Source organism: Nonomuraea rubra (genome assembly GCF_014207985.1).
Lineage (GTDB): Bacteria > Actinomycetota > Actinomycetes > Streptosporangiales > Streptosporangiaceae > Nonomuraea > Nonomuraea rubra.
Map to the genome: position 1 here is coordinate 10,788,612 of NZ_JACHMI010000001.1, position 14,110 is coordinate 10,802,721.

The 14,110-nt window shown below is 72.3% G+C and carries 12 protein-coding genes; 10 read left to right on the forward strand and 2 right to left on the reverse strand.

Going from position 1 to position 14,110, the window contains the following annotated elements; genetic code table 11:
* The first annotated feature begins 61 nt into the window (after positions 1 to 61).
* The 4 genes from HD593_RS49160 to HD593_RS49175 are packed head-to-tail and all read left to right on the forward strand — an operon-like array spanning position 62 to position 4,822.
* Positions 62 to 955: an NAD-dependent epimerase/dehydratase family protein gene (locus HD593_RS49160; RefSeq protein WP_185109768.1), complete on the forward strand. Its 894-nt coding sequence runs from the start codon at positions 62 to 64 to the stop codon at positions 953 to 955.
* Positions 952 to 1,824 carry a 5-dehydro-4-deoxyglucarate dehydratase gene (locus HD593_RS49165; protein ID WP_185109769.1) on the forward strand — a complete coding sequence of 291 codons (873 nt, stop codon included), beginning with the start codon at positions 952 to 954 and terminating at the stop codon, positions 1,822 to 1,824. Before HD593_RS49160 ends, HD593_RS49165 begins: the two co-directional genes overlap by 4 nt.
* Entirely contained in the window at positions 1,821 to 2,873 is a 1,053-nt protein-coding gene (locus HD593_RS49170; RefSeq protein WP_185109770.1) for a mandelate racemase/muconate lactonizing enzyme family protein, read from the forward strand. Before HD593_RS49165 ends, HD593_RS49170 begins: the two co-directional genes overlap by 4 nt.
* The gene (locus HD593_RS49175; protein WP_185109771.1) at positions 2,873 to 4,822 is read left to right on the forward strand and encodes a DUF6807 family protein; all 1,950 of its coding nucleotides are present in this window, start codon (positions 2,873 to 2,875) and stop codon (positions 4,820 to 4,822) included. The genes HD593_RS49170 and HD593_RS49175 overlap by 1 nt, the downstream gene beginning before the upstream one ends.
* 208 nt (positions 4,823 to 5,030) lie before the next feature.
* Here the strand turns inward: HD593_RS49175 and HD593_RS49180 are convergent, their stop codons facing one another.
* Positions 5,031 to 5,288 carry a hypothetical protein gene (locus tag HD593_RS49180; protein ID WP_185109772.1) on the reverse strand — a complete coding sequence of 86 codons (258 nt, stop codon included), beginning with the start codon at positions 5,286 to 5,288 and terminating at the stop codon, positions 5,031 to 5,033.
* A 74-nt stretch (positions 5,289 to 5,362) separates the two neighbouring features.
* On the opposite strand from HD593_RS49180, the gene HD593_RS49185 reads away from it, so the two are divergent.
* Both HD593_RS49185 and HD593_RS49190 read left to right on the forward strand, forming a co-directional pair.
* Positions 5,363 to 5,893, forward strand: a complete 531-nt coding sequence (locus tag HD593_RS49185; RefSeq protein WP_185109773.1) for an ATP-binding cassette domain-containing protein — start codon at positions 5,363 to 5,365, stop codon at positions 5,891 to 5,893.
* Positions 5,894 to 5,927: 34 nt separating this feature from the next.
* Positions 5,928 to 7,871: a beta-galactosidase gene (locus HD593_RS49190; protein ID WP_312904304.1), complete on the forward strand. Its 1,944-nt coding sequence runs from the start codon at positions 5,928 to 5,930 to the stop codon at positions 7,869 to 7,871.
* Here the strand turns inward: HD593_RS49190 and HD593_RS49195 are convergent.
* Positions 7,846 to 8,574 carry a TetR family transcriptional regulator gene (locus HD593_RS49195; protein ID WP_185109774.1) on the reverse strand — a complete coding sequence of 243 codons (729 nt, stop codon included), beginning with the start codon at positions 8,572 to 8,574 and terminating at the stop codon, positions 7,846 to 7,848. The genes HD593_RS49190 and HD593_RS49195 overlap by 26 nt on opposite strands.
* A gap of 107 nt (positions 8,575 to 8,681) precedes the next feature.
* Between HD593_RS49195 and HD593_RS49200 the strand changes: the two genes are divergently transcribed.
* Genes HD593_RS49200 through HD593_RS49215 form a run of 4 tightly spaced genes read left to right on the forward strand, consistent with a single transcriptional unit; the run spans position 8,682 to position 14,109 of the window.
* Entirely contained in the window at positions 8,682 to 10,307 is a 1,626-nt protein-coding gene (locus HD593_RS49200) for an ABC transporter substrate-binding protein (RefSeq protein ID WP_185109775.1), read from the forward strand.
* On the forward strand, positions 10,304 to 11,242 hold the full coding sequence (locus HD593_RS49205) for an ABC transporter permease (protein WP_185109776.1): 939 nt from the start codon (positions 10,304 to 10,306) through the stop codon (positions 11,240 to 11,242). Before HD593_RS49200 ends, HD593_RS49205 begins: the two co-directional genes overlap by 4 nt.
* Positions 11,235 to 13,139, forward strand: coding sequence for a dipeptide/oligopeptide/nickel ABC transporter permease/ATP-binding protein (locus HD593_RS49210; protein ID WP_185109777.1), 1,905 nt, complete (start codon positions 11,235 to 11,237; stop codon positions 13,137 to 13,139). Before HD593_RS49205 ends, HD593_RS49210 begins: the two co-directional genes overlap by 8 nt.
* On the forward strand, positions 13,129 to 14,109 hold the full coding sequence (locus HD593_RS49215; protein WP_185109778.1) for an ABC transporter ATP-binding protein: 981 nt from the start codon (positions 13,129 to 13,131) through the stop codon (positions 14,107 to 14,109). The genes HD593_RS49210 and HD593_RS49215 overlap by 11 nt, the downstream gene beginning before the upstream one ends.
* Position 14,110: the final 1 nt, after the last annotated feature.

Consider the following 14,110-nt stretch of genomic DNA (forward strand, 5'->3'; position numbering starts at 1 on the left):
TCACCCTTCCGGACATGAAGGTTTAGTGCAACTGTTTGCAGTCTTGAAGGAGCCCCATACGGTGAGCAGAGTCCTCGTCACCGGAAGCGCAGGACGCCTCGGCCGCAGCGTGGTCAGCACGCTCGCGGCGGCCGGGCACGAGGTCATCGGCGTCGACCGCGCCCCAGGCACTCCGCCGGAGGCGGCCGTCACGTTACCGGCCGACCTCACCGACACCGGCGAGACGTTCGAGGTCCTGGCCAGGTTCAGGCCCGAGTCGGTGATCCACCTGGCCGCCATCGCGACCCCGTTCAGCGTCCCGGAATCGGTGATCTTCAAGGTCAACACGCAGCTCGCGTACAACGTGTGCTCGGCGTCGGTGGCCCTGGGCGTGGCGGGCGTGGTGGTGGCCAGCAGCCCCACCGTCATGGGATACGGCGCGCCGGGCGGCTGGGCGCCGGCGTACCTGCCGATCGACGAGGAGCACCCGGTGCGCCCGTGGAACGCATACAACCTGTCCAAGGTGACCGCCGAGGAGACGATGAAGGCGTACGCCAGGGCGGGCCGGACGAAGCTGGCCGCCGTCCGGCCGTGCTTCGTGATCCCGCCGGAGGAGTGGGCGGGCGCGCCCACCCAGTCCGGCCACACGGTGCGCGAGCGGCTCGACCGGCCCGAGCTGGGCGGGGTGTCGCTGTTCAACTACATCGACTCCCGCGACGCCGCCGAGATGATCTCCGTGCTCGCCGAGGCGCTGCCCGACCTGCCGAACGGCGAGGTCTTCTTCGCCGGCGCGGCCGACGCGCTGGCCAGGAAGCCGCTGGCCGACCTGCTCCCCCAGGTCGTGCCCGGCACCGAGACGCTCGCCTCCGGCCTGACCGGCACCACCCCCGCCTTCTCGACCGCCAAGGCGACGCGGCTGCTCGGCTGGCAGCCCAAGCGCAGCTGGCGTACCGAACTCAAGGAAGAAGCCGAATGAACCTCAGCGGTGTGCTGTTCTTTCCCGTGACCCCCTTCGCCGCCGACGGCACGCTCGCCGAGCAGGTGCTGGCCGAGCACGTCAGGCAGGGCATGGAGCACGGGCCGGGCGGCGTCTTCGTGGCCTGCGGCACCGGCGAGTTCTCGGCGCTGTCGGAGTCCGAGCACGCGCGGGCCACGCGGGTCGCGGCGGAGGTCGTGGCCGGCCGGGTACCGGTGTTCGCGGGCGCGGGCGGGCCGCTCGGCGCGGCGCTGAACCAGGCGCGGGCCGCGCGCGAGGCGGGCGCCGACGGGCTGCTGCTCATGCCGCCGTACCTGGCCCAGGGGCCCGCGCACGGCTTCACGGCGTACGTGCGGGCGATCGCCGAGGTGCTGCCGGTGATCGTCTACCAGCGCGGCTCGGTCGTGCTGGAGCCGGACGCCGTGGTCGAGCTGGCCGGCATCCCCGGCGTGATCGGGCTCAAGGACGGCCTGGGCGACATCGACCGCATGCAGCGCACCGTGCTGGCGGTGCGCGAGCAGCACCCGGAGTTCCTGTTCTTCAACGGGCTGCCGACGGCCGAGCTGACCATGCCCGCCTACCGGGGCATCGGCGTGGAGCTGTACTCCAGCGCCGTGTTCGCGTTCGCGCCCGAGATCGCGCTGGCCTACCTCAACGGTGACGAGCGGCTGCTCACCGAGTTCTACGCGCCGCTCGTCCGCCTGCGCGGCAAGGTGCCCGGCTACCCGGTCGCGCTGGTCAAGGCCGGCGTACGGCTGCGCGGCCTGGACGTCGGCGCCGTCCGCCCGCCGCTGGTCGAGGTGACCGCCGAGCACCTGGCCGAGCTGGAGGCGCTGATCAAGACCGGTCTCGAACTGGTCGCGCCATGATCATCGCGGACCTTCGCACGGAGCTGCGCACGGCGTCGCTGCCGCGCCCGTGGGGCGAGGACGTGCCGTACAACCATGTGATCGTCACCCACGTCACGCTCAAGGACGGGCGCACCGGCACCGGCTTCTCCTGGACGCCGCAGATCGGCGCGCACGCCGTCAAGGCGCTGCTCGACCACGACCTGCGCGAGGCGCTGATCGGCCTGCCCGCGCGGCCCGAGGTCGTGTGGGACCGGCTGTGGCGGCACCTGCGCGAGGCGGGACCCGGCGGGATCACCACGATCGCGCTGGCCGGGATCGACCTGGCGCTGTGGGACCTGCGCTGCGGCGGCGAGGCGCTGCCCGACGTGCTGGGCAGGCGGCGCGACGAGGTGCCGGTCTACGGCAGCGGCGTCAACCTGCACTACCCCCTCGACGAACTGGTCGCGCAGGCCGGACGCTGGGTTGCCGCCGGCTACCGGGGCGTCAAGATCAAGGTCGGCCGGCCCGACCTGGCGGAGGACGTGGCGCGGGTGGCCGCGGTCCGCGAGGTGATCGGCCCCGACCGGCTGCTGATGATCGACGCCAACCAGCGCTGGGACCTGCACAGGGCCCGGCGGGCGCTGGCCGCGCTGCGCGAGTTCGACCTGCACTGGATCGAGGAGCCGCTGCCCGCCGACGACGTGGCCGCGCACGTGGAGCTGCGCCGCTCCACCGACGTGCCGGTCGCGGTCGGCGAGAACGTCTACACCGCCTACGGCTTCCGCGACCTGCTGGCGGCCGGGGCCTGCGACGTGGTGCAGCCGAACGTGGTGCGGGTCGGCGGCATCACGCCGTTCCTGCGGATCGTGGAGCTGGCCAGGACGTACGACGTGCCGGTCTACCCGCACCTGCTGGGCGAGGTGTCCGGGCAGCTCGCGCTGGCCCTGCCGCTGCCGGTCATGGCCGAGGACGTGGAGGACGCCTCCTTCGCCCGGCTGGGGCTGCTGGCGGAGCCGTACCCGGTGGAGATCTCCGGTGGCGTGCTGCGCGCGGGCGGGCACGCCGGGCTCGGGCTGAGGTGGTCGTGATGGCGCCGGTGAAGGTCGTCCTGGCCGGAGCGCAGGGGCACGGCAGGCACCATCTGGGCATCCTGCGCGAGCTGGCCGGCCGCGGCGTGGTCGAGCTGGTGGGGATCTGCGACCTGCGACCGGTCGAGGTGGACTTCGGCGCGCCGCTGCAGTCGTCCGACCTGGGCGAGCTGATCGTCAAGACCGGCGCGGAGATCACGATCGTCTGCACGCCGATCAACACGCACGCCGATCTCGCGATCGCCGCGCTGCGCGCGGGCTCGCACGTGCTGCTGGAGAAGCCGCCCGCGCCGAGCCCGGAGGAGCAGCGCAGGATCGCCGAGGTGGTGGCGGAGACTGGGCTGGCCTGCCAGGTCGGGTTCCAGTCGCTCGGCTCCGCGGCCGTCCCGGCGCTGCGCGCGCTGATCGCGAGCGGGCGGCTCGGCAGGGTGCGCGGCATCGGCGGCTGGGGCGCCTGGCACCGCCCCTCGGCCTACTTCACCCGCGCCCCCTGGGCCGGCCGGCGCCGGCTGAACGGCGTGGACGTGATGGACGGCGCGCTGACGAACCCGTTCGCGCACGCCATCGCCACCGCCCTGGCCCTGCACGACAGCCCGATCGCGGAGATCGAGACCGAGCTGTACCGCGCTCATCCGATCGAGTCGGACGACACCTCCTGCGTGCGCGTCCGGCTGGCGGACGGGTTCACGATCACGATGGCGGCGACGCTGTGCGCGCCCTACGTGGAGCCGCCGCCGGGCAAGGTGCAGCGCGGCGAGGCACACCTGGTGGTGCAGGGGGACGCGGGCCGGGCGACGCTGACGTACACGCACGACCGGCTCAAGGTGGAGCTGCCCGACGGGTCGGTCACGACGACCGTGCACGACCGGGTGGGTCTGCTGGAGAACCTCATCGACCACGTCCGCACCGGCGCCGAGCTGCTGGTGCCGCTCGCGAGCACGGAGCGGTTCACCCAGGTGCTGGACGCGATCCGGCTGGCTCCCGAGCCGACGCCCATCCCTGAGCGGCACCAGCTCCTGGAACGGGACGCCGAGGGCGAGGTCGTGGGCCGCCTGCTGCCCGGCGTGGCCGAGCTGACCCGGCGCAGCGCGGCGGAGCTGGCGCTCTACTCCGAGCTCGGCGTGCCGTGGACGCGGGTGGAGCTGCTGGTGTCGGACCGGCCGGTGGCCGCCTACGAGCTCAGCCCCGACCTGCCCGCCACCGACTCGCCCCGCCCCTACCTGCACGCCGTACGGACCCTCGGCGGCGTCGAGGTCACCCAGGTCCGCCCCGAGGACCACGTGCACCACCTCGGCGCCGGGGTGGCGATCTCCGACCTCGGCGGGGTGAACTTCTGGGGCGGGCGCACGTACGTGAAGGATCAGGGGCCCACCTGGCTGGACGACCACGGCACGCAGCGGCACGTGGCGTTCACCCGCCTGGACGACGGCGGCTTCACCGAGCACCTGGACTGGCTCGGCCCTGGCGGCCGCCTGGTCGCCCGCGAGGAGCGGACCGTGACCGCGCGCCCGCTCGGCCAGGGCTGGGCGCTGGACTTCACGTTCACCCTCACCAACCGGACCGGCGCGCCACTGGAGATCAACAGCTCGGCCACCAAGGGCCGGGCGGGCGCGGGCTACGGCGGCTTCTTCTGGCGCGCCCCGGGCACCTCGGTGAACCGGACCACCCTGCCGGGGGACGAGCAGGCGGTGCACGGCAGCACGAGCCCGTGGACGGCCATGTCCGGCACCGACCCCGAGGGCCGGGACTGGACGCTCGTCTTCGCCCAGGCGGACGGCGACCCCTGGTTCGTCCGGGTCGCGGAGTACCCCGGCGTGGGCCAGGCCCTGGCCTGGGACCGGCCGCTCACCGTGGAGTCCACGCTGACGAGACGGGTCGTGACGGCGGTGCTCGACGGCCGGCTGGACGCGGCTGCGGCGGCCGCCGTCGCGGGTGACCTGCTGCGATAGCGGGAGGACCGCCGGGGTTTCCGTCCGGCGGTCCTCTGTCTGAATATATAACACCGGCCGAATATCCACTTGACGCTGCCGTCCGGCGCATGTGACGATCAACCGGTTGTCGATCTCGGGAGGTCGGCGTGACCCCGGTGACCGGCCCGCAGCCGCCCTATCCCAGGTTCTCCTGGCGCGATCTGAGCTGGGCCCGGATCCGGGACACCTACGACGAGCGAAGACGCCTGCTGGCGTTGTTGCGCTTCAGCCGCCCTCGCACGCTGGCCGCACTGTGCGTGACCGCGGTCGTGTCGATCGCCGCGGCGCCCCTGACCGCGATCTTCGCCGGCCACCTGGTGGCCGCGATGACGGTGAACGCCGGTCTCCTGCCGCTGGTGTGGCCGGTGGCGGGGTTCGCGGCCGCGATGCTGGCGAGGCAGGCCGCCGAGGTCGTCGCACGGGCGCTGAAGGCGTCGGCGGGCAAGCGGATCGACGGCGTGGTCCGCTCCCGGGTACGGCGGATCGCACTGCGCTCTCGATCCGGCCGCCTGGGCGACCGTGTGCACCGGCACCCTCCAGGACTTCCTCAAGCTCCAGACACCGGTGTCCGAGTCCGTCGGCGCCGGGGACCTGCCCAGGATCGGGGACACCGCCCGGATCGAGCGGGCGCTGGCGCGGGCGGGCGCGGACGGCATCGTGGACCTCCTGCCCTCGGGGCTGCGGACCCAGCTAGGACGGACGTTCGGCGGCGCCGAGCTCTCCCACGGCCAGTGGCAGCGCATCGCCCTGGCCCGCGGCCTGATGCGCGAGAGCGCGCTGCTGCTGCTCCTCGACGAGCCCACGGCGGCGCTCGACCCGCAGGCGGAGCACGACCTCTTCGAGCTGTTCGCCGAGCAGACCCGCGATTCGGCGGAGCGGGGGGCGATCACCGTGCTGGTCTCCCACCGGTTCTCGACCGTGCACATGGCCGACCGCATCGCCGTACTGTCTCAGGGGAGGGTGACGGAGCAGGGCAGCCACGCCGAGCTGCTCGCGGCGGGCGGCGACTACGCCGAGCTCTACCGCACCCAGGCGCTCGCCTACCGTTAGGATGCGGATAAATCATAAAATATGAGGAGTTCGCGTGATCGTCTACGGCGGTGACTGGAATCCGGAGCAGTGGCCCGAGGAGACCTGGGCCGAGGATGTCCGGCTGATGGGCGAGGCCGGCGTCAACGCCGTCAGCCTGGGCATCTTCTCCTGGTCCCTGCTCGAACCGGTGGAGGGCCGCTACGAGTTCGGCTGGTTCGACCGCGTCATGGACCTGCTGGGCGACGCCGGGATCAGGGTCTACCTGTCCACGCCCACCGCCTCCCCGCCGCCGTGGTTCGGGCAGCGCTACCCCGAGGCGCTGCCCGAGGACGCCGACGGGCGCCGGCTGTGGCACGGCAGCCGGCAGGCGTTCTGCCCCAGCTCCCCCGTCTACCTCGACAAGGCGCTGGCCATCGCCGAGCAGCTCGGCCGCCGTTACGGCGACCACCCGGCGCTGGCGATGTGGCACGTGCACAACGAGTACGGCGCCCACAACTCGCGCTGCTACTGCGACACCTCCGCCGCCGCCTTCCGCGCCTGGCTCATGGAGCGCTACGGCACCCTCGACGCGCTCAACGCCGCCTGGGGCACGGCGTTCTGGTCGCAGCGCTACAGCGACTGGGAGCAGATCCTGCCGCCCAGGATCACGCCCAGCTTCGCCAACCCGAGCCAGCAGCTCGACTTCCGCCGGTTCAGCTCCGACGCGCTGCTGGCCCTCTACCGCGCCGAGCGGGACCTGCTGCGCGGCCTGACGCCGGACGTGCCCGCCACCACGAACTTCATGGCGGGCTTCCACTGGGACATGGACTACTGGACGTTCGCCGAGGAGGTGGACGTCGCCTGCACCGACCACTACCTGCCTCACGAGGACCCGCACATCGACCTGGCCTTCGCCGCCGACCTGACCCGCTCGCTGAAGCGGGACAGGCCCTGGCTGCTCATGGAGCACTCCACCAGCGCGGTCAACTGGCGCGGGCTCAACCGCGCCAAGCAGCCGGGCGAGATGCACCGCAACTCCGTCCAGCACCTGGCCAGAGGCGCGGACGGGATCCTGTTCTTCCAGTGGCGGCAGTCGAAGGCGGGTGCCGAGAAGTGGCACTCGGCGATGTTGCCGCACGCCGGCACCGACACCAAGATCTGGCGCGAGGTCGTCGCGCTCGGGGACCTGCTGCGCTCGGCGGGCGACGTGGCGGGCACCTCGGTCGAGGCCGACGTGGCGATCCTGCTCGACTGGCCGAGCATCTGGGCTCAGGACCATCCCGCCCAGCCCACCTCCGCGCTGCGGCCGGTCGAGGTGATCAAGCAGTGGCACGCCGAGCTGTGGCGGCTGGGCGTCACCTGCGACCTGGCCCATCCCGAGGGCGACCTGTCCCGGTACCGCCTGGTTCTGGCGCCGTCCCTGTATCTGGTCTCCGACGCCGGGGCGGCGAATCTCGAACGGTTCGTGGCCGGCGGCGGCGTGACGCTGGTGGGGCCGTACAGCGGGATCGTGGACGAGCATGACGAGGTGCGGCTCGGCGGTTACCCAGGGGCGTGGCGGGAGCTGCTCGGGGTGCGGGTGGAGGAGTTCTTCCCGCTGGCGGAGGGCGAGACGGTGGCACTGGCCGGAGGCGGCGCGGGCGAGGTGTGGAGCGAGGTCTGCCACCTCACGACCGCGTCCGTGCTGGACTCGTACGCGGGCGGCGGCCCGGCCTGGACGCGCAACGAGCACGGGCGGGGCGGGGCGCACTACGTCACGACGCTGCCCGCCGGCCCGGCGCTGGCCCGCGTGTTGTCGGCGGTCTGCGCCGAGGCGGGCGTCCCCACCGGTTCCACGGGCGGCGTCGAGCTCGTCCGGCGCTCGCACCCCGACGGCCGCTCCTTCCTGTTCGCCGTCAACCACTCGGACGCCGACGCGGTCGTGCAGGCCAAGGGCAGCACCCTGGACGGCGCCGCGGTGGACGGCTCGCTGACGGTCCCCGCCGGCGCTGTCAGGATTGTCCGGGAGGCTCGCTGACCGGCCTGCTCGACGGTCCGGGAGGCTCGCTGACCGGCCTGCTCGACGGTCCGGGAGGCTCGCTGACCGGCTTGTTCGAGGTCGCCCGCAGCAGCCGCAGCGCGCCGCGTGACAGGGCCGTCAGGATGTCGGCGGCCTCGTCCAGGTCGGGGTAGCGCCCCTCCAGGTGTCCCATGGCCAGCGCGTTGGTGGCCGCGTTGATGCCGTCGGCGATCATCTCCAGCCGCCGCCTGTCGCGCTCGTTGTCGGCCGTGTAGCCGAGGGCGGCCAGGTCGGCGGCGTGGTGCTCGCGGTAGGCGGCCGCCGTCTCCGTGGCGAAGTCGCGCAGCGACGAGGAGGGGTCGTGCCGCGCCCTGATCTGGATGCGCAGCAGCTCGGGGTGCCGGCAGATCGACTCCAGCGGGATGCGGAACGTCTCGCGGTGCAGGTCGAGGTCGCCGGGGTGCTCGCGGGCCTTGCGCCGCGCCTCGCGCATCGAGGAGCGCAGCCGCTCGCCGCCCTCCTCGGCGAGCACCCGCAGCAGTTCCTGCATGTCCTTGAAGTGCACGTAGAAGCTGGACTGCGCGATGCCCGCGGCCTTGGCGACCTTGACCGTGCTCAGCCCCGCCTCGCCCTCCTCGTCGAGGATCGACAGGGCGGCGCGGATGAGCTTGCGCCTGGTCAGGTCCTTCGCCTCACTCCTCGTGAGCGGCGTGCCCGTCATGAGTCCCTCCCCTCCCGTAACGATTGTCTCGCGCCACTTGTGCGGAATTTCACCGATAGTACTATCGGTGAAATTGCTCTCGGGGGATCTGCCGGGAGGAGGCGTGAATGAAACGCTGGAGGACGCCGGCCACGCTGTTGCTGGCCGCGATGGTGATGCTGGCGTGCAGCGGCCAGCGACCGGTTGAACCGCAGTCCCAGTCCAGTGCACCGGCCGCGACGGGGCCGACGCAGGGCGGGCGCCTGGTCTACGCGCTCAGCGCGGACGCCAACGGGTTCAACCCGATCACCGACCAATTCGCGGCGCAGAGCTACAGCATGACCGGCACGATCATCGAGACCCTGGTGAGCGTGGACGCGGACGGCGCCTGGAAGCCGTACCTGGCCGAGTCGCTCACCCCCAACAAGAAGTACGACGAATGGACGATCAAGGTCAGGTCGGGCATCTCCTTCTCCGACGGCATCTCCCTGACCGGTGACATCGTCAAGGCCAACCTCGAAGCGCAGAAGCGCTCCCCGCTGACGGCCGCGGCGATGATGCCGATCAAGTCGTTCGAGCTGGCCGACCCGATGACCGTCAAGGTCGTGCTGAACCAGCCGTGGGTGGCCTTCCCGTACCTGCTGGCCGTGCAGACCGGCATGATCGTCCCGCCGGCCTCGCTCACCGACCCCAAGACGGCCAGCCTCAAGCCGGTCGGCACCGGGCCGTTCATCTTCAAGGAGTACGTGCCGGACAACCGCATGGTCGTCACCCGCAACCCGCGCTACTGGCGGCAGGGCCTGCCGTACCTGGACGAGATCGAGTTCCGGATCCTGCCCGACACCCAGACCCGCGCCCAGACCCTCGAAGCGGGCGGAGTGGACGCCATCGGCACCTCCCGTGACGAGGACCTGACCAAGTTCGGCGCCATGAAGGACGCCTTCACCGTGCACCGGGCGCAGGGCATGGCCGTGGCCGAGTACATGTTCCTGCTCAACACCGCCGTGGCCCCGCTCGACGACGTACGGGTGCGCCGGGCCATGGCCCACGCCATGGACCGCGAGACCGCCATCAAGACCCTGCGCGGCGGCATGACCGAGCCCGCCGACGGCCCCTGGTCCAAGGACTCGCCCTGGTACGCCCCCGGCGGCTACCCCTCCTACGACCTGGCCAAGGCCACCGCCCTGGTCAAGGAGGTCGAGGCGGAGAAGGGCCCGATCAGCTTCGAGCTGATCTCCACCCCCGACCCGAACACCATGCAGGGTGTCGAGCTGGCCCAGGACATGTGGCGCAAGGCCGGCATCGAGGTGTCGATCAAGCAGGCCGACCAGGCCGACCTGATCAACCGGGCCATCACCGGCCAGTTCTCGGCCACCGTGTGGACCCAGTTCTCCGCCCAGGACCCCGACGGCGAGTACGTCTGGATGCACCAGGCCTACGCCAAGCCCGTCGGCTCCATCTCGCTCAACATGACCAGGCTCAAGGACGACAAGCTGAGCGCCGCCCTGGACGCGGGCCGGATGAGCCCGGACGAGGCCACGCGCAAGCAGGCGTACGCGACCGTGCAGCAGCGGCTGCGCGACCAGGTGCCGTACGTGTTCATCGACCACCTCAACACCGGCGCCATCATCGCCAGGACCAAGGTGCGCGGCATCGGCGAGCACAAGCTGCCCGACGGTGAGAAGGGGCTGCCGCTGACCGGCTCACCCATCCCGTACCACCCGTTCGGCCAGCTCTGGGTCAGCGGCCAGTGATCATCCTTCACCGGCTCGTCCGGCTCCTGGTGGTGCTGGTCGTGGTGACCTTCCTGTCGTTCGTGCTGCTCAACCTGCTGCCGGGTGACCCGGTCACGCAGATCCTGGGCCTGTCGGCGACAGAGGAGTCCCGCGCGCAGCTCCGCCAGGAGCTCGGGCTCGACCAGCCGCTGCTGGTGCGCTACCTCGACTGGCTGGGCGGCCTGGCCACCGGCGACTTCGGCACCTCGTACATCACGCGGATGCCCGTCGGCGCCGAGCTGGCCGAGCGGCTGCCCGTCACGCTGGAGCTGCTGGTCGCCGCGCAGCTCGTGGCGCTCGGCCTGGCGGTCCCGGTCGGCGTGGCCGCGGCCCGCCGCGCCGGTCGCGCCCTCGACCAGGTGCTCACCGCGCTCAGCTTCGCGCTGCTGTCCACCCCCGTGTTCGTGCTCGGGGTGCTGCTCATCCTGCTGTTCGCGGTCACCTGGCAGGTGCTGCCCGCGACCGGCTGGACCTCCATCTCGACCGACCTGGGCTGGAACCTCACCTCCGTGGTGCTGCCCGCGATCACGCTTGGGTGCGGGCAGTTCGCCGTGTACGCGCGGCTGCTGCGTACCGATCTGATCGCCACCCTCCAGGAGGACTACATCACGCTGGCGCGCGCCCGCGGCCTGTCACCGCGCCGCATCCTGTGGCGGCACGCGCTACGTCCCTCCGCGATCACCCTGATCACCGCCATCGGCCTCAACCTGGGCGCGCTCATCGGCGGCACCGTGATCATCGAGACCCTGTTCGGCCTGCCCGGCGTCGGGCGGCTCATCGTCGACTCCATCTTTTCCCGCGACTACCTGACGGTGCAGGGAGGCGTCGTGCTGATCTCGGTCGGCTACGTGGTCGTCAACTTCGCGGTGGACCTGGTGTACGCCGCCGTCGACCCCAGGATCCGTCGTGCGTAGGCGGCTGCGTCGATCTCTGGGGTTCGGGGTCTGGCTGGCCGCCGGCTGGATCGGGCTGGTGCTGCTCGCCGCGCTGCTGGCCGACTTCCTGCCGTTCGCCCGCTACGACGAGACGCTCGCCGGGCCGCCGCAGTCGGGGCCCAGCGCCGCGCACCCGTTCGGCACCGACGGGCTCGGCCGCGACGTGCTCAGCCGGGTCGTGTACGGCGCCCGCGTCTCCCTCGGCGTCGGCATCGGCGCCGTGCTCCTCGGCCTGGGCATCGGCGCGCCGCTCGGCATCCTGGCCGGCTACCGGCGCAAGGCCGCGGACGCGGTCATCATGGCGGTCAACGACGTGGCGCAGGCGTTCCCCGCGCTGGTGTTCGCGCTGGCCGTGGTGGCCTTCGCCGGGGCGAACCTGCGCAACGTGCTGATCGTCCTCGGCGTGCTCGGGGTGCCGTCCTGGGTCCGCCTCATCAGAGGCGCCACCCTCACCTTCGCCGAGCGCGAGTTCGTGCTGGCCGCGCGCGTGCTCGGCACCCGCGACCGACGCATCCTGTGGCGCGAGATCATGCCGAACGTGGCGGTCCCCGCCGCCTCGTACGCCTTCATCGGGATGGCCGTGGTCGTGGTCGCCGAGGGCAGCCTGGCCTTCCTCGGCCTGTCCGTCCAGGCGCCCACCCCCACCTGGGGCGGGCTGATCAACGAGGGCCGCACGCTCATGGAGACCGCGCCGCACGTCGTGCTGGCCCCCTCGGTCGTCATGTTCCTGACCGTGCTCTCGTTCAACCTGGTGGGCGACCGGCTGCGGGCGCTGACCGACGTGCGCGAGATCGGCCTGGAGCCCGTACGGCAGAAGAGCGCCGTCGCGATGCCCACCGCCACCCACCCCATCCGCGACACCCTCCTCCAGGCCGAGGAGCTGCGCACGCACTTCGTCACGCCGCGCGGCGTCGTCAAGGCCGTGGACGGTGTCTCCTTCACCCTCGACCGCGGCCGCACCCTGGCCATCGTCGGCGAGTCGGGGTCGGGCAAGTCCATGCTGATCCGCTCCATCCTGGGCCTGCTGCCCGGCACCTCGGTCCGGGGCGGCCACGTGTACCTGTCCGGCGACGACCTGACCACCTACGGCCCCGCCGAGATGCGCGCGGTTCTGGGCCGCCGGCTCGGCACGGTGTTCCAGGACCCGATGACCGCGCTGAACCCCGTCCGCACGATCGGCACCCAGGTGATGGAGCCGCTGCGGGTGCACCTGCGCATGAGCCGCAGGCAGGCCCGCGCCGAGGCCGCCGCCCTGCTCGCCTCCGTCGGCATCCCCGACCCCGCGCGCACGCTGCGCCGCTACCCGCACCAGCTCTCCGGCGGGATGCGGCAGCGGGTGACGATCGCGATGGCGCTGTCGTGCCGGCCCGACGTGCTGTTCGCCGACGAGCCCACCACCGCGCTCGACGTGACCATCCAGGACCAGGTGCTGCGGCTGCTGCACCGGCTGCGCGAGGAGCGCGACATGGCCGTGGTGCTGGTCAGCCACGACCTGTCGGTGGTCGCCCAGTGGGCGGACGAGGTGATCGTCATGTACGCCGGGAAGGTGGTGGAGCGGGGGCCCGCCGGGGAGGTGTTCGCCCGGCCGCGGATGCCGTACACCGAGTCGCTGCTCCAGGCCGCGCCCCGGCTCACCGACCCGGTGCACCACCGGCTCCGCGTCATCCCCGGCCGGCCGCCTGACCTGGCGCACCTGCCGGCGGGATGCGCGTTCCGGGCGCGGTGCCCGTACGCGCAGGAGCGGTGCGAGCTGGAGGCGCCGCCCCTGTTCGAGGACGGCCCGCACCACCACCAGTACGCCTGCTGGTACCCCCGACAGACCCACGGCGGCGAGCCGGCGGACGCCGAGTCAGGAGTTGAGAGCCGTGGCCGGTAGCGGAAACGCGCACCTGCGCCCCCGTGACGAGGTACTGCTGCGGGTGGAGGATCTGGTCGTGGAGTTCCCCGCTGGACGGGGCCGCACCGTGAGTGCGGTCGCAGGAGTGAGCTTCGACCTGGCGCGCGGCGAGACGCTCGGCATCGTCGGCGAGTCGGGCTGCGGCAAGTCCAGCGCCGCCCGCGCGCTCGTCCAGCTCCCGCCGCCCCGCTCGGGCTCGGTCCGGCTGGACGGCCTGGAGCTGACCGCCCTGCGTGGCGAGGCGCTGCGGATGACCCGCCGGCGCCTCCAGATGATCTTCCAGGACCCCATCTCCTCGCTCAACCCCCGCCGCCGCGTCCGCGACATCGTCGGCGAGGGCCCGCGCGTGTGGCACCTGCCCGGCGACCGCGTGGACGAGGTCCTGGAAGCGGTCGGCCTCGACCCGGCGACGGCGGCCGAGCGCAGGCCGCACGAGTTCTCCGGCGGGCAGTGCCAGCGCATCTCCATCGCCAGGGCCCTGATCCTGGACCCGGAGGTGGTGATCTGCGACGAGCCGGTGTCGGCGCTGGACGTCTCGGTGCAGGCCCAGATCCTCGGCCTGCTGGAGGACCTCAAGGCCCGCTACCGGCTCACCCTCGTCTTCATCGCCCACGACCTGGCCGTGGTGAAGAACGTCAGCGACCGCATCATGGTGATGTACCTGGGCAAGGTGTGCGAGCTGGCGCCGAGCGCCGACCTGATCAGCCGCCCGGCGCACCCGTACACCCGGGCCCTGATCGCCTCCGTCCCCGGCGGCGGCGGTCTCGACCTGCCGCCCGCCGACACGTTGATCAGCGGCGAGCCTCCGTCGCCCGTCGACCCGCCCTCCGGGTGCCGCTTCCGTACGCGGTGCCCGCGCGCGGCGGCGAGATGCGCGGAGGAGGAGCCGCAAATCCGGCAGATCGGCGACGACCACTGGCTCGCCTGCCATTTTCCCGTTAAGGAGTAGA

Bases quoted from the DNA above. Each gene is read 5' to 3' on its own strand.
- HD593_RS49165 (WP_185109769.1), top strand. From the start codon at position 952: ATGAACCTCAGCGGTGTGCTGTTCTTTCCCGTGACCCCCTTCGCCGCC.
- HD593_RS49170 (WP_185109770.1), top strand. From the start codon at position 1,821: ATGATCATCGCGGACCTTCGCACGGAGCTGCGCACGGCGTCGCTGCCG.
- HD593_RS49175 (WP_185109771.1), top strand. From the start codon at position 2,873: ATGGCGCCGGTGAAGGTCGTCCTGGCCGGAGCGCAGGGGCACGGCAGG.
- HD593_RS49195 (WP_185109774.1), bottom strand. From the start codon at position 8,574: ATGACGGGCACGCCGCTCACGAGGAGTGAGGCGAAGGACCTGACCAGG.
- HD593_RS49200 (WP_185109775.1), top strand. From the start codon at position 8,682: ATGAAACGCTGGAGGACGCCGGCCACGCTGTTGCTGGCCGCGATGGTG.